This is a genomic window from Dehalogenimonas sp. NIT-SK1 (assembly GCF_055384165.1).
This window is the reverse complement of record NZ_AP042352.1, coordinates 56,005-81,598: the sequence shown is the minus strand read 5'-3', so window position 1 is coordinate 81,598 and position 25,594 is coordinate 56,005. Positions and strand designations below refer to the sequence as shown.

Genomic DNA, 25,594 nt, shown 5'->3' with positions numbered 1-25,594 from the left:
CTGTTGTAATTTACGACAACATATTCCCCAAAAGACCAATAGACCAGAGAAGAAATCAACCTCTACTGGAAAAAGGTGGTGCCGGGAGAGGGGATCGAACCCACACGACCGAAGTCGACGGATTTTAAGTCCGTTGCGTCTGCCAATTCCGCCATCCCGGCGCCGTCAAGATTATAGCACAAGACCAGCGGTATATTTCCACTCCAGCTACTAAATAACAGAGGCGAGTATTACCCCGAAATGAATAGCGGCGCCAATCAGGATCCATACATGAAAAATATCATGAAATCCGAACACGCCCGGCAGCGGATTGGGACGTTTCAGGGCGTATATTACCGCCCCGACGCTGTAAGCCACACCTCCTGCGACCAAACCCCAAAAAGCCCAGGGCGGCATCGACATCCAAAGTTCCCGCAGTGGTATCAGCGCCAGCCAACCCATGCCCAGATACAGAATTGGTGACAGCACCCGCGGCGCATGCAGCCAGAACAATTTTATAAACACACCGATAACCACAATAGTCCATGGCGCTATTATCATGCCCCATCGCCAGGCGCCCTCAAGATAGATATAGACCAGCGGAGTATAACTGCCGGCTATCATGACAAAAATAGCTATATGATCAAGTTTGCGCCAGATGGTTTTTTCATTCTCGCGCCTTTTCAAGGCGTGATAAACGGCACTGAAAGAAAAAAGAGTAGTGACCGCCAGCCCGTAAACCAGCATCACGGCTAAATAGTCCCAGCGGCCCCAGGTTACAATGACCAGCGCCAACAGGCCGATAACAGCGGCGATAGCTCCTCCCAGGTGAGAGTAGTGAGAAAACCTTTCCGTTCGATTGACTACGATATTTCCGCCTCCGCCAGCAATTTAATACCAGGTCATTATATCAGTTTTGACGGTAATGATGAGACCACCTGTTAATAATAAACACTCCGGACGGTCATACCGTATTTCCGGCGTAATTGACCGCGTTTTTGCCGGAGGTGCGGGTGGGTGTTAAAATTAAACGCAAGCTGATTACGTTAAGCTTTAATACTTTGAAGCAGACGCAGCATAGCGAGAGAGGAACCTTTACCAATAGTGCCGCTAGTATTGATATTCATCGCCGTACCGCTGGTTGAGCTGGCAATTTTGATTTACATAGGCAATTTTCTGGGTGTATTCAATACCATACTCCTGGTTATAACTACCGGAATTGTCGGAGCGATGCTGGCCAGGAGACAGGGATTTACCGCCCTTTCCAAAATTCGCAGCAGTATTGACCAGGGCGACCCGCCCGGCGACGACATACTCAGCGCGGGTTTGATTTTAATCGGTGGTCTGCTGCTGCTGACACCGGGAGTGCTGACCGACCTGATTGGCTTCGCCCTGCTCATCCCCAAAACCAGGGCATTGGCCTCAGGGGCTTTGAAAGCTTACATACTGAAAATGATCAGCCGGGGAAACGTACGCTATTACCGAATCCGCTGATTCAGCCGGTAGAAACGGGCTGTCTTACCATGGCATAGCACGTTACTTCCGTACCTTCCAGTTTTTTGGCAGCAGCAAGCTCAAAACCGAATCTATCATAGATAGCGACATTTTTTTCCGTATTGGTTTCCAGGTAGCAAGGGATGTTTTCCCGGTCAAGCCGTTCCAGCATTGGTTTCAGCAACCTGCTGGACATCCCCTGACCTTGGCTGGACGGATCAACCCCCAGGATCTGCAGATACCAGTGAGGATAGGGCGCCAACCGGCGGTGCAGTGCATCCGCAAACCGGTTGAAAGACTGCATCCGGCTTGCCCCAAGCCGGCCAAATTCCAATATTACCGATGGTGATACGGACCGCAGCATCTGCCAACTGTTGAATGGCGCTTTCCCGGGAGGCAGCCAGGCGGCAATTCCTTCGAATTCCCTGGAGACAGTATAGACCTCTCCGTATTTCAGGCATACTGAAACCGCGATCATCCCGAATGTCTGAGCCAGTTTTTGCCGTTGCTCTTCATCCGGATAGAAATACGTCAGCAGCTCATAATCGGCGAACGCCCGCGCCAGTACTTCAGCGGCTCGTTTTTTATCCTCGGAGGATAATCTGATTAAACCTTCGAGTTGGTTCATAGCTGTTGTTTCGGCGAAGTATTTAGTTTCTTTTCCAGTTTCCGGACCTTGTCATAAGCACTCATACCGAAAATAAATCCCATCAAACCGAAGACAAAGGCAGCCGCTTCCATCAATTTCCTCCATGCAGTGTTTTATTCAGTCTTTTTCAACCGGTTACCAGTATTCAGAAATACAAGTCCCACTACGGTGACCAGGCCGAACAGCACCCAGGCAACTCGTGCCGCAGCGTCGGAAAGTCCGCCCAACGCTACCAGCGCCCATCCTGCCAGAAGAATAACGGCCAATAAGATGATAAAATTTCCAACATATTTTGCCAGTCTTTCCTGATCATAGGACTCTTTCTCCGCCGCTGGGGCAGTATTATAACCGGCAACAAGATTGTTCATCCGAAAAAACCGGACCAGGATGCCGGGAATCAAAACACCAATGCCGCCGACTAGGTTAGCAATCTCCATGATACCTCCAGCGGAATCAGCGTCCTTTAATCTTTCACGCCCCAGTATCGGCCTAAAATACCACTGCCGACCCAAAGCGCAATCGTGATAATCAGGCCGACCAGGAAGCCATACAGATCCGTAAAAAGCCCCACCAGCAGTACTATCAACCCAGCCAGACTTATAAGGCTTACCCAAGCCCGTTTCGCGTTTCTTGACATTTCAGCCTCCTTTTAAAACTGGGACCATTATTGTATTTTTATTTTATCGTTATTGCCGTTTTCATTCCCAGCGGAATGTCCTGACCGCCAGCCCGAAAGCCGCGATCGTCCAGAAGGCTATCACGCCGATTTCCAGCCAAATGCCTTCCAGGCTCTGGCCGCTGATAGCCACTTCCCTCAGCGCGTCATTCAAATGGGTAGAGGGCAGCAGATTAGCTATATAGCTCAGAAATTCCGGCATAATATCAACCGGGAAGAAGATACCACCCATAAACATCAGGAAGAAAAAAGCAATCATGGTAACCGCGTTGGCACTGCCGGGTGTCTTTATCAGCCCGGTCAGTGCCAAGCCGATGGAAAGGAAACAAAGAGCACCCAGGGTCAGCAGGCCAAAAAGCAGCAGCCAGTTGCCGATTATATTCACTTGGAAAACCAGCAGTCCGACCAGCAGCAGCAAGACCGTCTGCGCCACCACCAGCAGGTACCGATTAAACAATTGGGCCCCGAGAATGGTCTGTTTTTTCACCGGAGTTACCGACAAACGCCGGTATATGCCCTTGGCGCGCTCCTCCACAAAACCGGTAGCGGTGTACATGATGCCGGTAACCATTAAGGCCATGACAATGATGCCGGGCAGCAAATGGTCTATAGCCCTGATTTCACCCCATTGCGTTTTTCCGTATATCAGACCGAAAAGCATGATAAAAAACACGGGAAACAGGAGTGTCCAGAATAATCCGTCTTTACTGCGGAAAAACAGCCTGTTTTCCATCTGGAATTGCGCTAAGAAACTGCTCATATCAATTTCTCCTAATCTCTCAAGTTCCGGCCGGTCAGGCTGATGAATACATCCTCCAGCGTGGCTTTCTTGATGGAAAGACCACTGAGGGTAATATTGTTTTCGTTGGACAGGCGGGTTATCTCTTGAAGCACCGCCGACGGCTGGCTGGTGAAAACGGTCACCTGGCCTTCTTCATGCTTAATGGTGCGGCTGATATCGTGCAGTTTTTGGAGTATTGATTCCGCTTGTCCCTTTGGACAGATAAACTCGACTGCCGAATCAAGCCCGGTATCGGCAATCAACTTGGTCGGTGTATCCATGGCTATGATCTGACCGTGGTCGATAATGCCAACCCGGTCACACATTATTTCGGCTTCTTCCATGTAATGAGTGGTCAGCATTATAGTCTTGCCCTTATCCCGCAACTTGGCAACACTTTTCCAGACATTGCGCCGGGCTTGAGGGTCCAATCCGGTGGTTGGCTCATCAAGGAATAAAACTTGGGGATCATTGACCAGGGCCAGGGCTAAAGACACCCGCTGCTTCTGACCGCCGGAGAGCGTTCTGACAAAAGAATCCTGCTTTTCAGTTAAACTGACCTCAGCCAGCAACTGGTCAATAGGGGCGCTTTTCCGGTAGTAGGTACTGAAGAGTTCCAGTACTTCCCTGACCTTGACCTGGTCATGCAGGGTGGTGCTTTGCAGCTGAACACCTATGATTTCTTTCAACGCTTTCGGTTCAGCTAAAGCATCTATTGCCTGAACCTTGATACTGCCGGAATCAGGCTTACGCAGCCCCTCAATCATTTCAATAGTGGTCGTTTTACCGGCGCCGTTAGGACCGAGCAAACCAAAAATCTCACCACTGGAAACCGTAAAACTGACCCCGTTGACTGCCACCACATCTTTGTAACGCTTGACCAGGCTATTTACTTCAACGGCATAGGTCATTTTCTTCGCTCCCTCCAGTTAATCTACCGAATAAGGACCGCAGGTGCCTCGTCATAAATGCTCGTTAACATTTCATGCTTCATATTTTACCCTAAACAGCAACATTCAAATCAAGACACTTGCGGCTCACTTTACAGTACGTTTTCGAAGTACTCCTTCACCTCCGTTTTTGTCAGATAGGCTATCTGAAGAATACCTATAACCGTTCCTACCGGAAAACCGGGTAAGCTGAGGGCACCATGAACTATTGAGAGGATGCGGCCATATTTTTTGCCTTTCAATAAACCAACCGCCGCCGCCACAGCCAGTATGGCATAGGCAAGAAGCACCAGGGCACCGATGGATACACCGAAAACTATCCAAACATGGGTGCCGTCAAGATACGGCGTATCCGGATACCACCAGGACGCCGGCGCCAGCGCCACGAGTGCCAGGGCGGCTATCCCGACCAAAGCAAAGAAAGCGGTAATAAATTCCCAGACAGATATGAGCGCCACCAGGTCAGGCTTTTTCATTTTCGGCTCCTTGTCAATTTCTAATTATCCTTAACGCCTATCATACATTTCCCGCGCGTTACTGTAACCCTGCCGAGGAACGGATTTTTACTGGTCTAAAGACCAGCTTCACCAATCCGCCGATAAGCCAGGCTGGAATGTCGTCAACAAGGATTTCAGTCGGACATTATACGCATTTGGCATCTCGAGGCATATTTAGTATGATTTCTCCAATGCAAAATCACGCTATTCTTTTCCTGGACGAATCGGGCAGGTTTATCGACTGCAATACCGAAGCGGAGGAATTGTTCGGGGCTGAACGTAATCAATTGATCGGGGCCACCCCACAGCAATTTTCGCCCGAGTTTCAGCCGGACGGAACTCCTTCGAACCATAAGGCGGAAGACAGAATCAAGGCCACGGTCAAAGGACAGCCGCAGATATTTGAATGGCGCCACCGGAGACCGGACCAAACCGTTTTCGACACCGAAGTCAGCCTAAACCGCATTGAGATAGGCGGACAGACGGTACTGCTGTCCATCCACCGGGATATTACGGCAATACGGAAAGCAGAAGAAGAATTGCGCCAGGCCCGGGAAAACCTGGAGCTCAGGGTTGAAGAACGCACCGCCGAACTCCAGCAAACCAATAAGCTGCTGCGCGAAGAAATCAACCGGCGCAAACAGACCGAAAAAAATCTCCGGCGCAGCGAGACCAAATACCGGCATCTGGTGGAAAGCGGCAACACCATTATCCTGGAAATTGACACCCGCGGCCGGATTTCTTCTTTTAATAAATACGCGGAACGCTTTTTTGGCTTTTCAGAAGCTGAAATAGTCGGTCAGAAAGTGATCGGCACGATAGTGCCGCCGCATGACTCATCCGGCAGAGACCTGGAAGAGATGATGCGGAGAATCATGCATCACCCGGAAGAATACCGGCTGAATGAGAATGAAAATATCAAAAAGAACGGCGAAAAAGTCTGGATAATCTGGACCAACCAGCCTATTATTGACGACAAGGGAAACCTGCGTGAAATCCTGTGCGTCGGAATCGACCACACCCAGCAGAGACTGGAGGAGATGAAACAGGCCCAACAGGCCATGGAGCAGGCCGCGGCGGAAGAGCGCAACCGTTTGGCGCGCGACTTGCATGACGCCGTCAGCCAAACCCTTTTCTCTGCCGGCATCATTGCTGAAGTACTGCCGCGATTATGGGAAAAAGACCCTGAAGAGGGCAGGAAGCGGCTGGAGGAAGTGCGGCAGTTGACACGGGGAGCTCTGGCGGAAATGCGGTCGCTTCTCTTTGAATTGAGGCCTTCAGCGCTGGCTGAAGCTGAACTGAGCCAGTTGCTGCAGCAGTTGGCAGAATCGGCCTCCGGCCGAGGCCAGTTTCCAGTGAAAACCGAAATAAAAGGTTATTGCGGCGAACCCCCGGCAGATGTCAAGACCGTTATCTATCGCATTGCCCAGGAAGCGCTGAATAATATCATCAAACACTCCGGGGCAACCAAAGCTGAATTGCAATTGGATTGCAGTCCGGATCGTGTGTCACTGGTTATCAGTGACAATGGATGCGGCTTTAATACCGAGAAAACAGCCTCCGACAGGTTCGGTTTAAGCATCATGCGGGAAAGGGCTGCTGATATCGGCGCCGGACTGAATATAGCAAGCAAAACAAATAAGGGCACCAAAATAACTATCTCATGGCCGAAAAGTGAGGATTAGACATGACTGAATCACCGATAAGGGTAATGCTGGTGGATGACCACAAGGTAGTCAGAAGCGGTTTGGCTGCCATGCTGATGACCGAAGATGGGCTGGAACTGGTAAGTGAAGCTGGTGATGGCGCTGAAGCGGTGCGCATGTGTGAACGCTATAAACCCGACGTGGTCTTGATGGATCTTGTGATGCCGGTAATGGACGGGGTAACCGCCACCCGGACCATCAGCGAACGCTGTCCGGACAGCAGAATCATTATCCTGACCAGCTTCAAGGAAAAGGAACAGGTGGACGGCGCCCTGAAAGCCGGGGCTATTAGCTATCTCCTGAAAACGGTAACCGCGGAGGAACTGGTTTCTGCTATCCGCGGCGCGGCAGACGGACAATCCAAATTATCTTCTGAGGCTACCCAGGTGCTTATCCAGGAAATGCGCAGCCCGTCAGCCCGTGATTATGAACTGACAGCCAGGGAAAAAGAAATCCTGGCGCTGATGGTTGAGGGTTTACCCAACAGCGATATCGCCAGCCGCCTGGGTGTTTCAGCATCCACCGCCAAATTTCACGTGAGCAATATTCTCTCCAAACTTGGGGTTACCAGCCGTACTGAAGCGGTCTCCCTGGCGTTGAAACAAAAACTTATCAAAGAATGAGCAATAATCTGTTGCCGGATAGGAGGCTGAAGCCAACACGTTCCGGCTAACACACCAGGGCAATTTACAAAAACTGGTCTAATGGCCAGTTAAAATCCCGCCGAATGCTGGATGTATTCGGCGGGATTTTTTTTTATGCTGAACGTACCGACTGGTAATCTAATTAACAAAAGGTGAGCATATGCGATTTTTCCTGGCAGACCGGCAACAAAGCACCCGTTCGGCGTTGCGGCTGCTGTTTGAACAATACCCCGGCATGGAATATGCCGGAGAGACGGGTAAATCCGAGAATCTGCTGGTGATGACCACTGAATTAAAACCGGATTTGATTTTGGTCGAATGGGCAATGCTCCAAGCGGCGCCTGAAGACCGGGTCAAAGCCCTCAAGGAAAAATATCCGGTTACGGTAACTGTAATACATAACTCCGGGGAATTAAGGAACAGGGCGCTGGCAGCCGGGGCGGATTTTTACATCTCCAAAGTCGACAAGCCTGAATGCCTGACCGCGCTGCTGGAACGGATTGCCTCCGGAAACGGCGACCATGACCAAACGAATAGCCCGGATAATAAATCTAAGGATACAAAAAAATAGGAGTTGAGGAAATGAATACGGTCATAGTCTATGCCTCCAAGTACGGCTGTACTGAAAAATGCGCCAGGATTATTGCCGAGCACATCGGTGGCGGAATCAGACTTCACAATGTCAAAAGCAACAAACCAATCAACCTGGATGAGTACCACCGGGTCGTCATCGGCAGTTCAATTTACGTCGGCCGCGCCCACCGGGAAATCAGGGAATTCTGCAGTAAAAACCTCGACCTGCTGAGAAGTAAAGAACTGGGGCTTTTCATCTGCTGTATGGAGCAGGGGGAAACAGCTCTCGCCGAGCTTGACGCGTCCTATCCCCAAGAACTAAGGGACCAAGCTCGAGCCCGTGATTATTTCGGCGGTGAGATAATCATGAATAAGCTCAATACGCTTGACCGTCTGATGGCGCACAACGCGGCTAAAATTCGGGATGACATGACTAATATTTCAATGGAGCGGATTGAGCGATTCTGCCAATCATTAACGTCTCGGGACGCTGTTAAGCCTTCCAGTCAGTTTTCAAAAGCACCTGCCGGCGATATTACGAGGCATACCGCAGTTCGTTAATTTATTTTTTTAATTTTTTTTAATCAATATATTGACATTTCTTATTTATACTGCTAATATAAAAAATATATTTAATCTTTGATGAAAGGTAAAAAAATCATGGGGTTCCTGTTATTACTCATTATAAGCTCAATTATCCTGCTGTGGCGGTCCCTGCCTTCCGATGCCAGAGTCCGGGTTCGAGCGGAATCGGAGACCTTTGAGCGGCAGCAGCAATACCTGCGCGGCGGGGGCATCAACCGCTTCATGGATAGATAATCCGGAAATAAATTTCCATTTACAGAGGACATTATGACGAAAGACTGGACAGAACTGACGAAATTGACCGGCGGAGCGCCGATTATCGTTGAAAAGGTTAGAATCGCTGAAAGCGGCATCGGCATTGAGGGTCAGTTCAACCTGCCTCCGCTGGCCAGGCTCACCGCTGACGACCAGGTTTTCGTAATGGCGTTTGTCGGGTCACACGGTTCCATAAAGGACATGGAGCGCCTGTTCGGCATCAGTTATCCCACGGTCAAGAACCGACTGGACAAACTGGCTTCCAAGCTCAAGATGGTGGAGTTTGAACCGCAGAAAACGAAAGAGCCGGACAGGGGCGCCGTCCTGTCTATGCTGGAAAAGGGAGAAATTGACGTAAGTGAAGCCTTAAGGAGACTGGAATGAAAGGGGTTCTCGGTTGTACCGGTTTCATTATCTCGGTGATACTGCTGGTTTTTGTATTAACCCATATATCTGAGATCTGGCAATGGCTGGAAGGGTTGTTCGGTTAAGATTATGAAGATGAACCGTCCCCCGCTGCTGCTGCATCTCAGGATACCTTCACAAAAGGGCTTTATAGGGTTATGGCTGCCATGGCTGCTGCTCTACCCCGTTCTGCTGGCACTGATGCTGCTGGCGCTGCCGGTCATAGTCGCCCTGGCCCTGATTCTGCTGCCTACCGGGAAAAGCCGTATGCTGCTGCTTTCCGGACCCTGCCTGTGGCGAGTGCTATTTGCCATGCGTGGCCTGAAACTGGATATGCAAACCGGCGGTAAAAAAATGCTGATTGATTTTATTTAAGGAGAAAGTCCATGAACGATAACCGACAAAAAATCCTGGAAATGCTGGATGCCAAAAAAATAACGGTGACCGAGGCAATGAAACTGCTCCAAGCCGTGGAAAACAGTGAAAAAAGTTCCACGGAAACAGGAAGCCTTGAACAGCTGGCTGACCGGGTGACCAGCCGAATCAAATACCTGCGGGTACTGGTAGACAATCCCGGTGGTCACCACGGCGAGTCAGCGGAAAAGGTCAACGTCAGGGTGCCGGTCAGCCTGATACGAGCCGGCATTAAATTTACTTCCCTCATCCCGAAGGAAGCCGGCGATAAAATCGAAGAAGAATTGAAAGCCAAGGGCATCAATTTCAACTTGAAAAACATCAAGGACGAAGATGTTGACGAACTCATCGTCGCCCTGGCTGAACTTGAAGTTGATGTTGACGGCGGCAACGGGAAAGTAAGGGTGTTCGCCGAGTAGCTTTTCCGCCAAAACCCATACCTGTCCATATGGCCAGCAGAAAAACTGTTAGCCAGTCCAAGCAGAAACTATCCTTCAGCGCGTTTCCGCACCGGAAGCGGCAGCGTATATTTCTATCACACTTATTTTTGCAGGAGAAACGGCATCAATGAACATTAACCAAGGAATCGCCGCCCTGGCCCGCAATTCAGCGCGGCGACCGCTATTGACCATCGGCATATGGATTGCCGGTCTGGCTGTTTCCGGCGCTCTTATCGCCACTTTGCTAGGCGGCGCGCTGGTCACTGATATTGAATTCACGGACAATCCGGAATCCAGCCAGGCCTTGAAGCTGATGGAGGAAAGACTGTCGGAGCCGTCCACGGGTCCGGCGGAGGAACAGACTGATGATGAAACGGTCATTGTCCGTTCGGCGACGTATACTGTGGATGACCCGGAATTCCGCTCCGCCGTTGAAGGACTGTTCAGCAACCTGACAGCTCTGGGCGACGACATCGTTAAAGGCGGAACCACCTATTACCTGACCGGCGACCCTTCAATGGTATCGACCAACCGTCATGCTACACTGATACCACTGATACTGCCGGCTGAAGGGCATGAAGTAGTCGAGAGTATTTACGAAGCAGGGGACGAATTTGCCGCCGCCTCCGGCTTTGAAATATTTTATACCGGCAACGCTTCCTTCAACGCCGACACCATGAAACTGGCCGAAGACACCATGACCAAAGGAGAAACCATTGGAATCCTGGTGGCCATGGTGGTGCTGGCAGCCGTGTTCGGCGCCATCGTCGCCGCTCTGCTGCCCATTACCCTGGGAGTGGTAGCCATCGTAGCCGCCCTGGGGTTGGCATCACTGGTGGGACAGGCCATGGACCTGACTTTTTTCATCACCAACATGGTAACCATGATGGGCCTGGCTGTCGGTATAGACTATTCACTATTCATTGTTTCCCGCTATCGCGAGGAACGGCAAAAGGGGCTAGGCAAACACGAGGCCATCGCGGTTACCGGCGCCACCGCCAACCGTGCAATATTCTTCTCCGGCATGACAGTGGTGCTGGCACTGGTTGGACTGCTGTTCTTCCCCCTTTCCATATTTAAATCCATGGGCTTGGGAGCCATCCTGGTAGTAACCACCGCCATCATTGCTTCAATGACCCTGCTGCCGGCGCTAATGAGCCTGCTGGGCGACCGCCTTGACGGATTGCGGATGCCGTGGGCTCGCCGCCTCAATATTCAATCCGGCACCACTAAAACCGGAGGATTCTGGAACGGTGTAGTCCGGGTGGTTACCCATAAACCGCTGCTCAGCGTGATACTGACCGCCGGTGTGCTTCTCCTGGCCCTGGTGCCTTTCTTTGATAAAAATACCGGTATGTCCGGCATCTCCGGGCTGCCGGATGACCTGCGGGCTAAAGCCGGCTTCCTGGTGCTGCAGTCAGACTTCCACATGGGTATGGATGACCCGGCCATCATCGTGCTTGACGGTGACATTGAAAACCCGGCCACCAAATCGGGAATCTCCTCCCTGACCGCCTCACTGGAATCCGACCCTACCTACAACAGTACCGCCGTCCAAACTTATCCGGAACAAAACCTGGCTGTTATCTACGCCGTAATGGCCGGTGACCCCCAGAGCAAGGCCTCGATGGATTCGGTTGCCGCTCTTCGCGCTGATATTATTCCCCAGGCACTGGGCGAGGCGCCGGTACAGGCGCTGGTCAGCGGCAATACCGCCAGCATACTGGACTTCAATCAGACAACTGATAACTACACCCCCTTCATCTTCGCTTTCGTACTGTCGCTGTCCTTCATCATCCTGACCGTAGCCTTCCGGTCAATTGTAATTCCAGCCACAGCCATACTGATGAATCTGCTGTCGGTAGGGGCTGCTTACGGTCTGCTGGTGCTGGTATTCCAGCAAGGTGTCGGAGCCGAGCTTTTCGGGTTTATCCAGGTTGACGTCATCGAGAGCTGGCTGCCGCTGATGCTGTTTGCCCTGCTCTTCGGTCTTTCTATGGATTACCAGGTATTCCTGCTCTCGCGTATCCGGGAACGCTATCTGCAGACGCGAAATACCGCGGATGCCATCTCTTTCGGCTTGGCATCCACCGGTAAATTGATAACCGGCGCCGCGCTGATAATGGTGGCTGTCTTCGGCGGATTCGCCCTGGGTGATATGGCCATGTTCCAGCAAATGGGCTTCGGTTTGGCGGTTGCGGTGCTGATTGATGCCACCCTGGTGCGTTCGGTACTGGTACCGGCCGCCATGACGCTGCTGGGGGAGAAAAACTGGTACCTGCCCGCCTGGCTCAAGTGGCTGCCGCAGCTCAGCATCGGTGAAGAATCGGCAGAAACAGCACCGGCAAAGCCTTCTCTTTCCGGTTCCAAAAGAAGACTGCCTAATCTTAATAGTCCTGGTTTAACCCCTGTCCCTATAGTGGTCAGGCATGATGACCTCGAATAATAGAGCGGCAAGTCAACCGCGCCGGATTTTGAGTACTTAATAGGAAATATATTTAACATAAACATATTCAATTGACTTGTGACGACCTGCTCTGCTTTAATAAAGGTTTGTTAAGTCAAGGAGGATATTCTAAATGGCAGAAAAGATAACACTTTCTGTTGCCAAGCGTTCAGTAACCGGCAAGAAAAACCGGTTCCTGAGGAGACAAGGGGTAACGCCCTGTCATATTTACGGCAATTCAATAAATTCAGAAGCCTTTCAGGCCGAGACGGCAGACCTGGAAAATACCATTGCTACCGCCGGTAAAACCCGCCTGATCGCGCTGAATACCGGGGTGAAAAAGCCGCGCATGGCTTTCATCCGCGAGGTGCAGCGCACTCCCGTCGGCGGAGATCTGCTGCACGTTGATTTTTACCAGGTTAAAATGACCGAGAAAATCAGCGCCAAAGTACCGATCCACCTGACTGGTGAAGCCCCGGCGCTCAAGGCCAAGGGGCGCATGCTGGCGCATCCCCAGGACTTCATTGAAGTAGAGAGCCTGCCAGCCGACATTCCGGCCAGCATCAGTGTTGACCTGTCCACACTGGAAACACTTGACGATGCCATTCACGTCAGCGACCTGGAACTGGATGAAAGCGTTACCCTGCTGACCGATCCGGAAACCCTTATTGCCAAGGTCAACGAAACCAGCGTCAAGACTGAAGTCGAAGAGGAAGAAGAAGCGGCAGCTGAAGAAGCGGCTGAGGAAGCAGCCGAGGCTGAAAGCGAAGCAACAGCCGAAGCTGAGGAAAACAGCTAAGCCCAGGCAAGCCCTGATTGGAGGGCTTGTCTATACCTCAAGAGGCAAGATTAATATGCTTTCGGCTCTCTCTTTTCAGAGGGAGCCGAAGTTGTTATCACCGAATTAAAAAAATGCCGCTACACTGAAAAACTGGCCATCGGGCCAGTTGGAAACCCTTCCGGCGGCGGGTGTTTTCAGGTTAATAATTTTATATCATCAGGCCGATTTTCGAGAAAGGAGAAAACCATGCCCACGGTCAAACTGACTAATATAAATAAGACCTACGGCAATGTCCGGGTGGTTAATGATGTGTCGTTTGAAGTGGACGGCGGCGAAATATTCGCCCTCATCGGCCCAAACGGTGCCGGTAAATCGACCACCATACGCATGATGATGGACATTATAAAACCGGACAGCGGTGAGATTCTCATTAATGGTGAACAACTGGGTGAAGACGCCAAAAACCGCATCGGTTACCTACCGGAGGAACGCGGTTTATACCGTAAACTAAAAATCATGGACACCATCAACTACCTGTCCAGCCTAAAGGGAGCGGAGCCGGGTGCGGCGGTAACACGGGCAGAGAACATGCTGAAAAAGTTTGATCTTTTTGACCACCGGTTTAAAAAGATAGAGGAACTCTCCAAAGGCATGGGGCAACTGACCCAGTTCGTGGTTACCGTGGCTCATAATCCCGACCTGATCATCCTGGATGAGCCTTTTGCCGGACTGGACCCGGTCAATTCCCGCCTGCTGAAGGACACCATCAGAGAACTGCGCGCAGAAGGCAAAGCCGTAATACTGTCCACCCACCGCATGAATGAAGTGGAAGAGATGTGCGACCGGTTGTTTATGATAAACAAAGGCCGACGGTTGCTGTACGGCAAACTGGATGATATCCGCCGCAAGTACCGAGCCCACGCCGCCATAGTGGAAAGCCAGGAGCCGCTGCCGGAAAAACTTGATGGCATCATCAACCGGCAGGTGAAAGGTAATGTTACCGAACTCCAACTGGATGCAGCCACTTCTCCGCAGGCACTGCTGAAACAGCTGATAGCCGCCGGTGTGGCGGTGGAACGCTTTGAAGTGTCCACGCCCAGTCTGGATGAAATCTTTGTCCAGGTGGTGAAACAATCATGAATAAAACCCTTTTGATTTTCAAACATGAATTCCGCACCCTGGTGAGGCGCACCGGTTTCATTATCATGACCGTGGCTTTCCCGCTATTGGGTTTACTCCTTATTGTCGGCGGTGATTTAATCTCCGGCATGGACAACGGCGGCGACGACCCCAGCCAGGTTACTAATGTTACCATCGGGTATGTCGACGGCGCCGGGCTGATAAGCGGCTACGAAGAGCAGCAGCATTTCACCTTTGAGCCTTTTGCTGATCCGGAAACTGCCGGACAGGCCATGATCGACGGCGATATCGCCGAATACATCATCATATCACCTGATTATCTGCAGGACGGCTCCATAACCCGCTTTACCGTTTCCCGCGAACTGGATACACCCGGCGACAGACATGACGCCATTAAGAATTTCGTCGTTAAGAACCTGCTGGCCGGAGAGGCCGACCCTTCAGTTGTTGACAGGGCGATATACCCGGTCAACCTGTCCAACGTAGTCATCGACCCGGATACCGGACTGCCGGCTGATTCACAGGGCGGTTTCTCACAATTCATCCTGCCTTACCTGTTCAGCATACTACTGGTAATGTCTATCTTCACTTCTTCCGGCTACCTGCTCCAGGGGCTGGCAGAAGAGAAGGAAAACCGCATCATGGAGATACTGCTGTCCAGCGTTTCCAGCCGCCAGCTTATCACCGGCAAGGTATTGGGGCTCGGCGCCGCCGGGCTGCTGCAAATGGCCATTTGGCTCATGTCGGCCCGTTTCCTGGCTGACATGGCTTCAGAAAACTTCTCAGAAATACTGGGGTCGATTGAAGTTTCAGCCACTTTCATCATCCTGGGTCTCAGCTATTTTATCCTGGGTTATTTATTGTTCGCCATTATCATGGCCGCCGCCGGCAGCATCGGCTCCAACGCCCGCGAAAGCCAGCAAATGGCCACCATTTTCACCCTGCTGGCGGTATCCCCGCTGTGGGGCATGGCTTTCCTGATTGAAAACCCGCATCATCCGGTAAGCGTTTTTCTGAGCCTCTTTCCATTCACCGCGCCCATCACCACCATTGTTCGCATCGGCATTGCCGACGTGCCAGTCTGGCAGATAGGTCTCAGCCTGACGCTGATGGCCGCCACCGTGGTAGGTCTGCTGTTACTGTCAGCCAAGATATTCCGCACTTTCCTGCTGATGTACGGCAAGACTCCCAAGCTTGGAGAGATAATCCGGCTTATCCGGCAGGCGTAGACAACTAAGAATCCTTGTCAACTAAGAACCGGGAGGCTTTTTTGGCCTCCCGGTTTATTATACTGACTACTGAAAGCTATTAACTGATAACCGCCTGTACCCCGGAGATCAAAAACCAACTCCCGAAACCCATCAGCAGCAGTCCGCAGCCGACGAACACCGCTTGGTGAAAAGCCGGCGCCCACAGCCGGTGGGTGCGGTAGACCAGCCATGATACTATCGAAAGCCAGATTAGGTCGACGGCCCAATGCGTCAAAACCAGCGCCCACAGCCCGCCAAAGCCATAATCAGCCATTTTAAACACCAAAAGCGCCCCAATAGTCGCCCACCATATCAGAAAGAACGGATTGCCCGCTGAGAGGATAATACCGGCAGTAAAAGCGTTGTATGGAGTATCTTTCCGACCGGTTGACAGTTCCTTACTCGCCCGCAGCATGCCCAGTCCCATCCAGATTATCATGCCGCCGCCGGCTACTCCCAGGAGAAAATGAACCGCAGCATTTTCAAAAAAAGCTGCGGCGCCGAAATAAATCAGCAGGATAATCGGGATTTCAACTACAGCATGCCCCAGTGATACCTGGGCGCCGGCCCATGGCGTCTTATAGCTCTTGGCCAGTACGGTTGCGAACATAGGTCCCGGCATCAGTGCGCCGGACATGGAAATAAAAAACACCGAAACCAGGATCGTAAACATAGAACGGCATTATAGCACCGAACTGGCAAACAACGGAAAACGGATGGATTTGCGTACTATCGCTTCATATTAACGAACTGCAGCGGAATATCATAATCCTGTTCCTTGAGCTGGCTCATGACTTCCTGCAGGTCATCAATTTTCTTGCCGGTGATCCGCAGCTGCTCTCCCTGGATAGCCGGTTCCACTTTAAGCTTAAGGCTTTTAACGAACTTGACCATCTTCTGGGCGGTTTCCTTGGCTATGCCTTCTTTGATCTTGATTTCCATCTCCGCCCCGCCCTGGGCTGTAGCCTCCATCTTGCCGAAATCCAGGCACTTGGGATCAAGACCGAATCTGACCGCCTGCCCGATGAGCATCTCGGTCATGGCTTTTACCTTGAGGTCATCAACACTTTCCAGGTGGAGGGTTTTTTCCTTGCGGTCCAGGGTTATCTCGCTTTTGACATTGCGGAAGTCATAACGCGAAGAGGTCTCTCTTTTTACATTGTTGACCGCGTTATCCAACGCCTGTAAATCAACATCACTGACTACATCTACCGATGGCATATCTCCTCCCTTTTGACACGAAACTGCGGTCATTCTAACATGAATAGCGGTGGAAATTTTACCCGGAGTTCACTGGATACGGGGCGTGGTCGGCGGCAACAGCTGGCTGGTGGAAGACTGCGGCCATTTCATGGTCGTTGACACCGGACTGCCGGGCAACGCCCACCGCATTGCCGGTTACGCATCCAGATGCGGCGGCAGCAACAAAATTAAATATATAGTCCTGACCCATGCCGACATCGACCACGGCGGCAGCGCGGCACAACTGCGGAAAATTAGCGGGGCCCGCATCGCCGTCGGCGCCGCCGAAGCGCTATTTCTGAACGAAAAAGCCAACCTTCCCGGCCCGTTCCGCTGGGTTTCACGCCTGTTACCAAAGCTAAGCCGCACCGCTGAGTTGAAACCGGACATTACCCTGGATGACGGAGACCATGTGGGCAGTTTTCACGTCATCCACACCCCTGGACATACCCCCGGCAGTATTTGTCTATGGCAGTCCGGCAAACTACTGTTTGCCGGAGACACCGTGCGCACTCACGCCGGAGGCAAAATACTGACTCCTTCCCGACCCACCGTCGTCGATTTGGAAACGGCTTTAGCTTCAATGCGCCGTATAGCCGGCTTTGAATTCGAAACCCTTTGCGGCGGTCACGGTCCGCCGGTAATGGGCTCGGCTTCGGCAAAACTCGGGGAACTCATATCCGGTGCCCGCGCCTGACTTTTTCCATCCTTGAGCCGGCGGTCACCATAAACTATACTTAACGGTGAAGCGGAGGTACTCGTGTCACTGGATATTACCAAAGTAGCCGGACAGGTCAGCCTGATGGCTGAAAAAATGAAGGCTAATGCCGCCGTGCAGCGCCAGCACCTGGCCGCCGCCCAGGCCGCGCTGGACGGTGAAGTCAAACTTGACAACCTTCGCGAAAAAGTACGCCGCAGCAAAACCAGCTTCCTGCTGGCCGACCCGACTGAAGATATAAACTGCAAAATGCCGGCGACAGCACCGCCCGAAACCAGCAGCGTTACCGCCTCCGACGGATCTCACATCGATTTCGACCGGCATCGTCCTACTCCCTGCCGCCTGATCAATATCGGAACCGTCCGGCTGGACTATGGCGCTGACAGCGGTGCCGATTTGGACAGTTACCCGGTTCTGCTGTCCGAAGACCGGGATTTATTTATCCGTGACCCCCAGAGCAGCCGGGAAACGCCGCTGCAGGGAGCTTTGCTTGGCATTAAAAGAGACGTTGAAGAATTTCGCGCACTGGCCGATTTATCCGCGGCGCTGCCGTCCGGGCGTCCGGCCTTAGCCCTGTCCGACGGCAGCCTTATCCGGTGGAGCCTGACCACTCAGAACTACGATGCTTATGTGCTTCGGGAGCTGCTGGACAACGGCTACATCAAATGCCTGGATGAATTCAAAAACCTGTGTGAAAAGCAGCCGCTGGCCATGGCTTCTTATATTTCCCGCCCCGGAGGAGAAGAGGTGGTCAATACCCTGCGGCTGCTGTTGTGCCCTTACGAACCAGCCAACTGCGACCGGCATTGCGCCGCCCTGGCTCCGGGAGGGCGCCCCTGTGACGCCGTTTCCGGCATCGCCGACGCCGAGTTATTCGCCGGCCACCTGGCCGCCGGAGAAAGGTCAGGCATTTTCGAAAGCACATCGAAAGTCATCGGGCAGTATTACGGACCCCACCATATCTGCTTTTTCTATCTCCGTCTGGAAGATGAGATAGCCCGCATCGAGCTGCCGTCCTGGCTGGCTGCCGATAGCCAGAAAGTCAAGCTGATCCATTCGCTCACCCTTGAACAGGTCAAAAAAGGCGGCGGTTACCCGGTTGCCCTGGCCGAGGCGCATGAACTGGCGGTAGTTACCGGCGCCGACCGGGAAGTCTTCTTTGAACTGGTTGATTCTTATCTTGCTGAACAGGGGATTACATCCGCTATCTCCGCCAAAAGTTTCAGCAAACAGGCGCGGTGGCTGTGAAAACAGCCCCCAGGGAGGTGTCGAATGTATGAACTGGATAAAAACAGGGTCCTGGCCGTCGCCCGGCAGGCATCGGCTAAACACGGCTATGTAAGTTATGCCGACTTCAATGACTATCTCCGGGAACTCATCATTAAAAAGAAACTGCAGCCCATCCAGGGCGGAAGGGTGCAGTGGACCATTAAAAAGATACTGGAAGACCAGTCAAACCCACCGCAAGACCGCTATGTACACTCCCGTGCCGGGATTAAGACGCTGTTCTACCCGGCTGAACTGATGGAAAACAACCCGTTTTTGAACTCCAGGAGCAGACAGGCTAAACTGCCCCAGGCAGCTGAAAAAAATCCAGGGAGGCAAAATTGCCCGCCGAAGAATTAAAAATCGCCGAAGTTATTGAAACCGCAAGCACCGGCTTTACCGCCCAGTGCTATGACCTGGACGCGCCGCCTGCCTTGGGTTCACTGGTAAAAACATCCGTCGATGGGGTAATGCTGTTTGCCGTTGTCAGTCACGTTACCACTGCTTCCTTTGATTCGGGACGCAAACCCATAGCCCGCGGCCGGGACGAGGCCACGGAAGACGCTATATTCAAGGCCAATCCGCACCTGGAAAAACTGATCCGCTGCGAGGTAGAGGCGCTTATCGTCGGTTACGCCGAAAACGGCGCTGTTCGCCATCATCTGCCGCCCCGTCCGGCCCGGCTGCATGGGTTTGTGTATAACTGCAGCAACGACGAAATCAGGAACTTCAGCCGCAACCCCGGTTATATCCCGCTGCTGCTGGCCGCCCGCGGTGAAGTATCCGCCGAAGAAATGACCGCGGCAGCCATCCGCCGTCTGAGTTACGCTTATGAGGGCGATGAACGACGGCTGTTCCTGACTTCATCGGGCAAGGCACTGGCCCAATTATTGTCCGCGGACTATAACCGATTGAAAACTATCCTGGAAAGGCTTGCCGTATGACCATTGAGAACAAGCTGGGAATTGTTACCGCCGGTTCCCTGAACAAGGGCATTGAAGTTAAGCTTGATGGGTCGTCTTCCATTGAAGACATGGCCGTCGGCCGCTATGTTACCATCGAAGGAAACAAACGCCGTTTTTTCGGCATGATCACCGACGTATCCCTCGGCGTCACCGACCTCAACCTGACGGTGTCACCCCCTTCGGGCGATGATTTTCTCTCCGAGGTGCTATCCGGTACTTCAGCCTACGGCTCGCTGCACGTCGCCCCATACCTGACTATCGGCGGTACCGAAACAGCCCTGGAAGGGCCGCAGCCGGTAAAGACCATTCCCAGCCATTTCTCCACCGTGAAGGAAGCTTCGTCGGCAGACATTGAACTGGTTTTCGGCAAAGAAGACAAGGAGCGTTTCTGGATCGGCAATCCGCTGGACATGGAGGTGAAGCTGTGCCTTAACCTGCCGGAGATGGCCAAGCGCTCCAACGGCATTTTCGGCAAGAGCGGCACCGGGAAAACCTTCCTGACCCGGATGCTGCTGATAGGGCTGCTGCAAAAAAGCGCGGCGGTAAACCTGGTATTTGATATGCATTCGGAATATGGCTGGGCTGGGACCTCGGAAAAAAAGCGCCAGGTCAAGGCGCTGAAGCAGCTTTTCCCTTCCAAAGTAGCTGTATTTACGCTGGATGAGGAGAACTCCCGCCGCCGCGGCGTCTCCACCGACTACGTAGTCAAAATCGGATTTGAAGAAGTAGAGCCGGAAGACCTTTCGCTCCTGCGGCAAACACTTAACCTCACTGATGCCGCGGTGGAAGCCGTTTACCAGCTGCGCCGCCATTTCGGCAAAAACTGGTTCCTGGAAACAACGCGCATGGAAGATACGGAAACGCTGTCGGAACTGTCCATACATGAAAGTACTTTCCAGAACCTGAAACGGGGGCTGAATACCATTCAGCGGCTGCCGTTCATCGCCGCCAACGCCCCCGGCGACGTGGTTGAGCGGATTCTTGCTTACCTGGAAGCCGGCAAGCACGTGGTACTGGAATTCGGCCGCTACACCGACATCACCGCTTACATTTTGGTAGCCAACATGCTGACCCGGCGCATATATGCCCGTTACCGTGACCGAACCGAAAAAGCCATCGCCGCTGATTCCGGATACCCCAGGCCGCTGGTTATTACTATTGAAGAGGCCCACAAATTCCTTAATCCCGGCGTGGCCGACCAGACCATCTTCGGCACCATCGCCCGTGAGATGCGCAAATACTCCGTTACCCTGCTGATTATTGACCAGCGGCCTTCAGGCATCGATGATGAAATCATGTCCCAGCTGGGAACCAAGATAACCTGCCTGCTGGATTCGGAAAAAGATATTGACGCGGTTTTGTCCGGTGTATCCGGCAAGGGCGAACTTAAAAATGTCCTGGCCAAATTGTCGGCCCGGCAGCAGGCCCTTATATTCGGTCATGCCGTTCCCATGCCGGTAGCCTTTGAACCGCGGGAATACGGGCAGAATTACGGTGACTGGGGAGAAAAAACCGCGCCAGTCAGCGAACAGGATATAGAAGACCTCTGGAGCTGACCATGGTCCGGAAAAATCTGGTTGATGATATCCATCGACTGGGTATTAAAACCAGCCCTTAAAGATGGATCAGCTCAAACCTGCCGGCGTTCATCTTGACACTAGCTTTAATGCCAGTGTATTATCAACCATTCACAACTTAAATAGGAGGTTAGGCATGCTCAAAAAGGTATTAGTACTTCTCATGTCCCTGGTCATGGTGTTCACCTTCGCCGCCTGCAGCGATGATAACGGCGACACCGACCCAACCACGACTACCGATCCCGATCCCATTAAAATTGGGGCTGTTATGGATCTTACCGGTGCACTCTCAGGCATCGGTGGGCCCATCCGCGACGGCATCATCCTGGCTGTCGAGCAGATCAACGACGCCGGCGGCATCAACGGCGCCGAAGTCGAACTGATTGTTGAAGACGGCAAAACCGACCCCACCGCCGGTTTTGAAGCTGTTAAAAAATTAGCCACAGTCAATGGTGTAAAGGTCATAATCGGACCTATGATTTCCGGTGCAGTCATGGCCGCCGGCCAGTGGGCTGCCGATAACGGTGTCTTTATTATCTCCCCTTCCGCTACGTCCCCGGATATCGCCCAGCAGTCATGGAGACAGTTCGTTTTCCGGACCGCAACTACAGACGCCATTCAAGGTAAGGCGATGGCCCAGATTATCGAGGAAAATAACTACCAGAATATTGCCATAATCGTACAGGACAACCAGTACGGCACTGGTATCGGTGACGAAGTTCAAGATCTGGTAGGTGCCGATAACGTCGTTTCCTATATCAAGTACGACCCGGCCAAGCTCGACTACCAGACAGAGCTCCAGCAGATCAAAGCACAGAATCCTGATGTGGTCGTCCATGCCGGCTATCAGGATGACGCCCAGATAGTCTTCAAGCAAGCCGCACAGGTCGGCCTGGACACCGCCCAGTGGATAACTTCTGAGGGAGTCAAAGCTGACCGCACCCTGGAAGATGCAGCTGCCGCCGCTTTTATGAAAGATAACGTCATCGGCACCAACCCGGTAGCACCTGAAGGGTTAGATCTTGCTGAGACATTCGCACAGCAGTATGAAGCTCGGTTTAATAACGCCCCAGGCACCTATGCCGACACTGTATATGACGCTACCAACCTGGTTTTGGAAGCAATGAAAAATGTCGGCGCTGACAGTGCCTCTGAAATTGCCGCCGAGGTGTTGAATGTAGCCAAGGACTATGCCGGTGTTTCCGGTACAATCACGCTAGACCAATACGGCGATCGACAGAGTGCCTTTTTTGAAGTTTGGAAAGTCGTCGAGGACGGAGACGGCTTCAAGTACGAACAAGTTCGCATCCTTGAACCCTAGTTCTTAGGACCACCGCAATTGAAAGAGGGAGCCTTATAGGCTCCCTCTTTTTTGTATCATTTACAGTATTTAATTGAACGAATGCCCAATGAGTGGCATAATAAGACAATCAATAAACCATAGATTGGAAATCCATGAAAATACTTTGCATCGGCGATATAATCGGCAAACCCGGCCGGCGCGGCGTCAAGGAAATCCTGCCGGCCTTGAAACTGGGCCTGGATATTGACGCGGTCATTGCCAACGGCGAAAACGCAGCCGGTGGTATCGGGCTTACTCCTGATGTCGCTGAAGAACTTTTTTCCTGCGGCGTTGATGCTATTACTTCAGGCAATCATATCTGGGCTCAATCGGAAATCATGCCCATGCTGGATGGGGATGACCCGGTAGTCCGCCCCCTGAACTACCCCCCTGATGTACCCGGCAAGGCATTTACTTCAGTCAAGGGAGTAATGGTAGTCAGCCTGATGGGCCGGACCTTTATGAATAATCTGATTGACTGCCCTTTCCGAGCGATGGACCGGCTGCTGGCTGAAATGGAAAAACCGCCCGGACACATCATAGTGGATTTCCACGCTGAAGCAACTTCGGAAAAGCAGGCAATGGGCTGGTACCTGGACGGACGGGTCAGCGGGGTAGTCGGTACGCACACTCATGTCGGTACCGTTGACGCCCGGGTGCTGCCCAACGGCACCGCCTGTGTTTCCGACATCGGCATGGTAGGACCGTGGGACTCTATTATCGGCGACAGTAAAGACGACGTGCTTAAACGCTTCCTCACCGGTCTGCCCAACCGGCTGGCGGTCGGCCGGGGTACGGTCACCTTTAATGCCGTACTTATCACCACCAACAAAGACGGACGGGCAATTGCTATTGAACGGATTGACCGGGAAACGGCGGCCCTGGCATGACCAGTAAAGTTGACCTGCACCTGCATTCAACCGCCTCTGATGGCGTTCTGCCCCCGTCTGAAGTAGTGCGACTGGCAGCCTCACGTGGACTTGAGTACATTGCCCTGACAGATCATGACACCGTAGAAGGCATCGCCGAAGCGCTGGCGGAGGCGGAAAAACACCCGGGACTGACGGTTATCCCCGGGGTTGAGATTTCCACCGATATTACCGGAGGCGACGTCCATATACTGGGCTATTTTATAGATTGGCGGGACGAAAACTTTAAACAAAAACTGGATACCATGCGGGCTTCCCGGGAAGAACGTGGGCTGGCCATCATCGAAAAACTGGCGCAACTGGGCATGCCTCTGGATTGGGCCAGGGTCAAGGAAATTGCCGGTGACGCCGTTATCGGGCGGCCTCACATTGCCCAGGCGATGCTGGAAAAGGGCTATATATCCTGTTTCGCTGAGGCTTTTGATAAATACATCAGCCGCAACGGGCCAGGCTACGCCGAGCGCATCAAGCTGAGCCCCGTTGAGGCGGTAGCGCTGATCCGCTCCGCCGGAGGTCTGGCGGTGATGGCCCATCCGCTGACGCTGCCGGGTGCCGAAGAACTGATTAAAAGCCTGGTCCCCGCGGGATTAAGCGGCATTGAAGTCTATTACGCCACTTACAATGACCATGAAATCCGTTACCTTAAGCAACTGGCAGACAAAAACGGGTTGGCAGCTACCGGCGGCACCGACTATCACGGCCTGGACCCGACCACCGAAACAATGACCGGTGGGCAGCCGGTACCGCTGGAAGCGGTAAAGAACCTGTTGGCTAGACTAAAAAAATAAATTCACACGAGGGTTTTAACTGATGGTCCTGTTTTTCCTGGTAGTAACAGCTTACCTGATAGGCAGCATCCCGCTGGCATACATCATTGCCCGGATTGTCCGCGGGGTTGATCTGCGCAAATACGGATCCGGCAATGTCGGATCTTCCAACGTACTGCAGGTAACCTCTAAACGCTGGACACTGCCCGTTGCCCTGTTTGATGTCAGCAAAGGTCTGCTGGCGGTCTGGCTGGCACGCTGGGCCGGACTTGATATACTGCCGCAGTTTTTAGTAGGCATGGCTGCCGTGGCCGGACACAACTGGCCTGTTTTCCTCGGTTTTCGCGGCGGGCGCGGTATTCTCTCCACGCTGGGAGTAATACTGGCCTTCTCGCCGCTCCTGGGGCTTTTCGTGACTATTATAGCTTTCTCGCTGGCTCCGTTTAAAAATCTTTCGCTGGGAGTTTTTATCGGGCTGGTCGCCTTGCCGTTTTTATCCTATTATCTTCCGGGTTTTTTCAGCATTGAAGAACCGGGCGCCGCGGCCGGAGGGTTCGCCGCCCTTACCATATTAGCCCTGGGACGCCGCCTGGTATGGCGGCGCAGTGAATTGTCCGCCGACTTGCCAACGGGGGAACTGCTGCTGAACCGCTTATTGTTCGACCGGGATATTCGGGACCGTCAGGTCTGGATAACGCGGCCGGAAAACACCGGCGGCAAAGCGCTGAGTTAAACCAGGCAGTTTAGCCGGGACGGTACTCGGCGTAGCTTTCCGGGGATTCCCACACGGTTACCGATTCCAGGGACGCGCCGGAAACCTGGGGCTGGAGCGATTCAAAAATCACCTTGGCGATATTTTCAGCCGAGGGATTGATTTCGTCAAATGGCGGAATATCGTTCAGCAATGTATGGTCATAATGGGACAGCAAAGGTTTCAATACTGCTTTTAGATCAGTGAAATCATAGGCCAGCCCGGTTTCATTCAGCCGATCGGTGCCCAGTTTGACGGCCACCCTATAACGGTGGCCGTGCATCTTTTCACATTTGCCACCGTAACCACGGAGAAAATGGGCGGCGTCAAAATGGCTTTCTACGCTGACATAATACATTACTCCACCTCACC

General features: G+C 52.6%; 32 protein-coding genes and 1 tRNA gene. 22 read left to right on the top strand and 11 right to left on the bottom strand.

Features of this window, described 5'->3' with window-relative positions; genetic code table 11:
* Positions 1–76 precede the first annotated feature (76 nt).
* Both ACZ48S_RS00470 and trhA read right to left on the bottom strand, forming a co-directional pair.
* Positions 77–161 (bottom strand) — tRNA-Leu (locus tag ACZ48S_RS00470).
* Positions 162–210: 49 nt separating this feature from the next.
* Positions 211–777, bottom strand: a complete 567-nt coding sequence (gene trhA / locus ACZ48S_RS00465) for a PAQR family membrane homeostasis protein TrhA (RefSeq protein WP_464214604.1) — start codon at positions 775–777, stop codon at positions 211–213.
* A 306-nt stretch (positions 778–1,083) separates the two neighbouring features.
* Between trhA and ACZ48S_RS00460 the strand changes: the two genes are divergently transcribed.
* The gene (locus tag ACZ48S_RS00460) at positions 1,084–1,473 is read left to right on the top strand and encodes an FxsA family protein (protein ID WP_464212997.1); all 390 of its coding nucleotides are present in this window, start codon (positions 1,084–1,086) and stop codon (positions 1,471–1,473) included.
* 1 nt (position 1,474) lies between these two features.
* Here the strand turns inward: ACZ48S_RS00460 and ACZ48S_RS00455 are convergent, their stop codons facing one another.
* From ACZ48S_RS00455 to ACZ48S_RS00430, 6 genes are all read right to left on the bottom strand, one after another.
* The gene (locus tag ACZ48S_RS00455; RefSeq protein ID WP_464212995.1) at positions 1,475–2,101 is read right to left on the bottom strand and encodes a GNAT family N-acetyltransferase; all 627 of its coding nucleotides are present in this window, start codon (positions 2,099–2,101) and stop codon (positions 1,475–1,477) included.
* Positions 2,102–2,235: 134 nt separating this feature from the next.
* Positions 2,236–2,559 (bottom strand): DUF3784 domain-containing protein, encoded by a 324-nt coding sequence (locus tag ACZ48S_RS00450; protein WP_464212993.1) that lies wholly within the window; start codon positions 2,557–2,559, stop codon positions 2,236–2,238.
* 26 nt (positions 2,560–2,585) lie between these two features.
* Positions 2,586–2,759 (bottom strand): hypothetical protein, encoded by a 174-nt coding sequence (locus ACZ48S_RS00445; RefSeq protein WP_464212991.1) that lies wholly within the window; start codon positions 2,757–2,759, stop codon positions 2,586–2,588.
* Between the two features lie 61 nt (positions 2,760–2,820).
* A complete protein-coding gene (locus tag ACZ48S_RS00440; protein WP_464212989.1) occupies positions 2,821–3,558 on the bottom strand; it encodes an ABC transporter permease in 738 nt (245 codons plus the stop codon).
* A gap of 11 nt (positions 3,559–3,569) precedes the next feature.
* The gene (locus ACZ48S_RS00435; RefSeq protein ID WP_464212987.1) at positions 3,570–4,490 is read right to left on the bottom strand and encodes an ABC transporter ATP-binding protein; all 921 of its coding nucleotides are present in this window, start codon (positions 4,488–4,490) and stop codon (positions 3,570–3,572) included.
* 131 nt (positions 4,491–4,621) lie between these two features.
* The gene (locus ACZ48S_RS00430; protein WP_464212985.1) at positions 4,622–5,005 is read right to left on the bottom strand and encodes a hypothetical protein; all 384 of its coding nucleotides are present in this window, start codon (positions 5,003–5,005) and stop codon (positions 4,622–4,624) included.
* Between the two features lie 212 nt (positions 5,006–5,217).
* Between ACZ48S_RS00430 and ACZ48S_RS00425 the strand changes: the two genes are divergently transcribed.
* From ACZ48S_RS00425 to ACZ48S_RS00370, 12 genes are all read left to right on the top strand, one after another.
* Positions 5,218–6,711 carry a PAS domain-containing sensor histidine kinase gene (locus ACZ48S_RS00425; RefSeq protein WP_464212983.1) on the top strand — a complete coding sequence of 498 codons (1,494 nt, stop codon included), beginning with the start codon at positions 5,218–5,220 and terminating at the stop codon, positions 6,709–6,711.
* Between the two features lie 2 nt (positions 6,712–6,713).
* A complete protein-coding gene (locus tag ACZ48S_RS00420; RefSeq protein ID WP_464212981.1) occupies positions 6,714–7,355 on the top strand; it encodes a response regulator in 642 nt (213 codons plus the stop codon).
* A 181-nt stretch (positions 7,356–7,536) separates the two neighbouring features.
* The gene (locus ACZ48S_RS00415) at positions 7,537–7,947 is read left to right on the top strand and encodes a response regulator (protein ID WP_464212979.1); all 411 of its coding nucleotides are present in this window, start codon (positions 7,537–7,539) and stop codon (positions 7,945–7,947) included.
* A gap of 11 nt (positions 7,948–7,958) precedes the next feature.
* Positions 7,959–8,510, top strand: a complete 552-nt coding sequence (locus ACZ48S_RS00410; RefSeq protein WP_464212977.1) for a flavodoxin domain-containing protein — start codon at positions 7,959–7,961, stop codon at positions 8,508–8,510.
* A gap of 81 nt (positions 8,511–8,591) precedes the next feature.
* Positions 8,592–8,768 (top strand): hypothetical protein, encoded by a 177-nt coding sequence (locus ACZ48S_RS00405; RefSeq protein WP_464212975.1) that lies wholly within the window; start codon positions 8,592–8,594, stop codon positions 8,766–8,768.
* Positions 8,769–8,801: 33 nt separating this feature from the next.
* Positions 8,802–9,173 carry a DUF2089 domain-containing protein gene (locus tag ACZ48S_RS00400; RefSeq protein WP_464212973.1) on the top strand — a complete coding sequence of 124 codons (372 nt, stop codon included), beginning with the start codon at positions 8,802–8,804 and terminating at the stop codon, positions 9,171–9,173.
* Between the two features lie 111 nt (positions 9,174–9,284).
* Positions 9,285–9,569: a hypothetical protein gene (locus tag ACZ48S_RS00395; RefSeq protein WP_464212971.1), complete on the top strand. Its 285-nt coding sequence runs from the start codon at positions 9,285–9,287 to the stop codon at positions 9,567–9,569.
* Between the two features lie 11 nt (positions 9,570–9,580).
* The gene (locus tag ACZ48S_RS00390) at positions 9,581–10,027 is read left to right on the top strand and encodes an SHOCT-like domain-containing protein (RefSeq protein WP_464212969.1); all 447 of its coding nucleotides are present in this window, start codon (positions 9,581–9,583) and stop codon (positions 10,025–10,027) included.
* Positions 10,028–10,175: 148 nt separating this feature from the next.
* Positions 10,176–12,494, top strand: coding sequence for an MMPL family transporter (locus ACZ48S_RS00385; RefSeq protein ID WP_464212967.1), 2,319 nt, complete (start codon positions 10,176–10,178; stop codon positions 12,492–12,494).
* Between the two features lie 133 nt (positions 12,495–12,627).
* A complete protein-coding gene (locus ACZ48S_RS00380; protein WP_464212965.1) occupies positions 12,628–13,293 on the top strand; it encodes a 50S ribosomal protein L25 in 666 nt (221 codons plus the stop codon).
* Between the two features lie 228 nt (positions 13,294–13,521).
* Positions 13,522–14,415 (top strand): ABC transporter ATP-binding protein, encoded by an 894-nt coding sequence (locus ACZ48S_RS00375; RefSeq protein ID WP_464212963.1) that lies wholly within the window; start codon positions 13,522–13,524, stop codon positions 14,413–14,415.
* Positions 14,412–15,644 carry an ABC transporter permease gene (locus ACZ48S_RS00370; protein ID WP_464212961.1) on the top strand — a complete coding sequence of 411 codons (1,233 nt, stop codon included), beginning with the start codon at positions 14,412–14,414 and terminating at the stop codon, positions 15,642–15,644. The genes ACZ48S_RS00375 and ACZ48S_RS00370 overlap by 4 nt, the downstream gene beginning before the upstream one ends.
* A gap of 79 nt (positions 15,645–15,723) precedes the next feature.
* Here the strand turns inward: ACZ48S_RS00370 and ACZ48S_RS00365 are convergent, their stop codons facing one another.
* Complete coding sequence (locus ACZ48S_RS00365) at positions 15,724–16,338, bottom strand: LysE family transporter (protein ID WP_464212959.1); 615 nt, start codon at positions 16,336–16,338, stop codon at positions 15,724–15,726.
* A 56-nt stretch (positions 16,339–16,394) separates the two neighbouring features.
* Positions 16,395–16,886, bottom strand: coding sequence for a YajQ family cyclic di-GMP-binding protein (locus ACZ48S_RS00360; protein ID WP_464212957.1), 492 nt, complete (start codon positions 16,884–16,886; stop codon positions 16,395–16,397).
* A gap of 49 nt (positions 16,887–16,935) precedes the next feature.
* Between ACZ48S_RS00360 and ACZ48S_RS00355 the strand changes: the two genes are divergently transcribed.
* From ACZ48S_RS00355 to ACZ48S_RS00315, 9 genes are all read left to right on the top strand, one after another.
* Entirely contained in the window at positions 16,936–17,604 is a 669-nt protein-coding gene (locus ACZ48S_RS00355; RefSeq protein WP_464212955.1) for an MBL fold metallo-hydrolase, read from the top strand.
* Positions 17,605–17,667: 63 nt separating this feature from the next.
* Complete coding sequence (locus ACZ48S_RS00350; protein ID WP_464212953.1) at positions 17,668–18,873, top strand: DNA double-strand break repair nuclease NurA; 1,206 nt, start codon at positions 17,668–17,670, stop codon at positions 18,871–18,873.
* 24 nt (positions 18,874–18,897) lie between these two features.
* Positions 18,898–19,251, top strand: a complete 354-nt coding sequence (locus ACZ48S_RS00345; RefSeq protein ID WP_464212951.1) for a hypothetical protein — start codon at positions 18,898–18,900, stop codon at positions 19,249–19,251.
* Positions 19,233–19,835, top strand: coding sequence for a hypothetical protein (locus ACZ48S_RS00340; RefSeq protein WP_464212949.1), 603 nt, complete (start codon positions 19,233–19,235; stop codon positions 19,833–19,835). Before ACZ48S_RS00345 ends, ACZ48S_RS00340 begins: the two co-directional genes overlap by 19 nt.
* On the top strand, positions 19,832–21,412 hold the full coding sequence (locus ACZ48S_RS00335; protein ID WP_464212947.1) for a helicase HerA domain-containing protein: 1,581 nt from the start codon (positions 19,832–19,834) through the stop codon (positions 21,410–21,412). Before ACZ48S_RS00340 ends, ACZ48S_RS00335 begins: the two co-directional genes overlap by 4 nt.
* A gap of 157 nt (positions 21,413–21,569) precedes the next feature.
* The gene (locus ACZ48S_RS00330) at positions 21,570–22,754 is read left to right on the top strand and encodes an ABC transporter substrate-binding protein (protein ID WP_464212945.1); all 1,185 of its coding nucleotides are present in this window, start codon (positions 21,570–21,572) and stop codon (positions 22,752–22,754) included.
* 134 nt (positions 22,755–22,888) lie between these two features.
* Complete coding sequence (locus tag ACZ48S_RS00325) at positions 22,889–23,665, top strand: TIGR00282 family metallophosphoesterase (protein WP_464212943.1); 777 nt, start codon at positions 22,889–22,891, stop codon at positions 23,663–23,665.
* Positions 23,662–24,492: a PHP domain-containing protein gene (locus ACZ48S_RS00320; RefSeq protein ID WP_464212941.1), complete on the top strand. Its 831-nt coding sequence runs from the start codon at positions 23,662–23,664 to the stop codon at positions 24,490–24,492. The genes ACZ48S_RS00325 and ACZ48S_RS00320 overlap by 4 nt, the downstream gene beginning before the upstream one ends.
* Positions 24,493–24,514: 22 nt before the next feature.
* On the top strand, positions 24,515–25,204 hold the full coding sequence (locus tag ACZ48S_RS00315) for a glycerol-3-phosphate acyltransferase (RefSeq protein WP_464212939.1): 690 nt from the start codon (positions 24,515–24,517) through the stop codon (positions 25,202–25,204).
* Between the two features lie 10 nt (positions 25,205–25,214).
* Here ACZ48S_RS00315 and queD read toward each other — a convergent pair whose 3' ends face one another.
* Positions 25,215–25,580: a 6-carboxytetrahydropterin synthase QueD gene (gene queD, locus ACZ48S_RS00310; RefSeq protein ID WP_464212937.1), complete on the bottom strand. Its 366-nt coding sequence runs from the start codon at positions 25,578–25,580 to the stop codon at positions 25,215–25,217.
* Positions 25,581–25,594 lie beyond the last annotated feature (14 nt).

Coding starts and splice junctions, on each gene's coding strand:
- ACZ48S_RS00455 (WP_464212995.1), bottom strand. CDS start 2,101: ATGAACCAACTCGAAGGTTTAATCAGATTATCCTCCGAGGATAAAAAA.
- ACZ48S_RS00450 (WP_464212993.1), bottom strand. CDS start 2,559: ATGGAGATTGCTAACCTAGTCGGCGGCATTGGTGTTTTGATTCCCGGC.
- ACZ48S_RS00445 (WP_464212991.1), bottom strand. CDS start 2,759: ATGTCAAGAAACGCGAAACGGGCTTGGGTAAGCCTTATAAGTCTGGCT.
- ACZ48S_RS00440 (WP_464212989.1), bottom strand. CDS start 3,558: ATGAGCAGTTTCTTAGCGCAATTCCAGATGGAAAACAGGCTGTTTTTC.
- ACZ48S_RS00435 (WP_464212987.1), bottom strand. CDS start 4,490: ATGACCTATGCCGTTGAAGTAAATAGCCTGGTCAAGCGTTACAAAGAT.
- ACZ48S_RS00430 (WP_464212985.1), bottom strand. CDS start 5,005: ATGAAAAAGCCTGACCTGGTGGCGCTCATATCTGTCTGGGAATTTATT.
- ACZ48S_RS00425 (WP_464212983.1), top strand. CDS start 5,218: ATGCAAAATCACGCTATTCTTTTCCTGGACGAATCGGGCAGGTTTATC.
- ACZ48S_RS00420 (WP_464212981.1), top strand. CDS start 6,714: ATGACTGAATCACCGATAAGGGTAATGCTGGTGGATGACCACAAGGTA.
- ACZ48S_RS00415 (WP_464212979.1), top strand. CDS start 7,537: ATGCGATTTTTCCTGGCAGACCGGCAACAAAGCACCCGTTCGGCGTTG.
- ACZ48S_RS00410 (WP_464212977.1), top strand. CDS start 7,959: ATGAATACGGTCATAGTCTATGCCTCCAAGTACGGCTGTACTGAAAAA.
- ACZ48S_RS00405 (WP_464212975.1), top strand. CDS start 8,592: ATGAAAGGTAAAAAAATCATGGGGTTCCTGTTATTACTCATTATAAGC.
- ACZ48S_RS00400 (WP_464212973.1), top strand. CDS start 8,802: ATGACGAAAGACTGGACAGAACTGACGAAATTGACCGGCGGAGCGCCG.
- ACZ48S_RS00395 (WP_464212971.1), top strand. CDS start 9,285: ATGAAGATGAACCGTCCCCCGCTGCTGCTGCATCTCAGGATACCTTCA.
- ACZ48S_RS00390 (WP_464212969.1), top strand. CDS start 9,581: ATGAACGATAACCGACAAAAAATCCTGGAAATGCTGGATGCCAAAAAA.
- ACZ48S_RS00385 (WP_464212967.1), top strand. CDS start 10,176: ATGAACATTAACCAAGGAATCGCCGCCCTGGCCCGCAATTCAGCGCGG.
- ACZ48S_RS00380 (WP_464212965.1), top strand. CDS start 12,628: ATGGCAGAAAAGATAACACTTTCTGTTGCCAAGCGTTCAGTAACCGGC.
- ACZ48S_RS00375 (WP_464212963.1), top strand. CDS start 13,522: ATGCCCACGGTCAAACTGACTAATATAAATAAGACCTACGGCAATGTC.
- ACZ48S_RS00370 (WP_464212961.1), top strand. CDS start 14,412: ATGAATAAAACCCTTTTGATTTTCAAACATGAATTCCGCACCCTGGTG.
- ACZ48S_RS00365 (WP_464212959.1), bottom strand. CDS start 16,338: ATGTTTACGATCCTGGTTTCGGTGTTTTTTATTTCCATGTCCGGCGCA.
- ACZ48S_RS00360 (WP_464212957.1), bottom strand. CDS start 16,886: ATGCCATCGGTAGATGTAGTCAGTGATGTTGATTTACAGGCGTTGGAT.
- ACZ48S_RS00345 (WP_464212951.1), top strand. CDS start 18,898: ATGTATGAACTGGATAAAAACAGGGTCCTGGCCGTCGCCCGGCAGGCA.
- ACZ48S_RS00335 (WP_464212947.1), top strand. CDS start 19,832: ATGACCATTGAGAACAAGCTGGGAATTGTTACCGCCGGTTCCCTGAAC.
- ACZ48S_RS00330 (WP_464212945.1), top strand. CDS start 21,570: ATGCTCAAAAAGGTATTAGTACTTCTCATGTCCCTGGTCATGGTGTTC.
- ACZ48S_RS00325 (WP_464212943.1), top strand. CDS start 22,889: ATGAAAATACTTTGCATCGGCGATATAATCGGCAAACCCGGCCGGCGC.
- ACZ48S_RS00320 (WP_464212941.1), top strand. CDS start 23,662: ATGACCAGTAAAGTTGACCTGCACCTGCATTCAACCGCCTCTGATGGC.
- ACZ48S_RS00315 (WP_464212939.1), top strand. CDS start 24,515: ATGGTCCTGTTTTTCCTGGTAGTAACAGCTTACCTGATAGGCAGCATC.
- queD (WP_464212937.1), bottom strand. CDS start 25,580: ATGTATTATGTCAGCGTAGAAAGCCATTTTGACGCCGCCCATTTTCTC.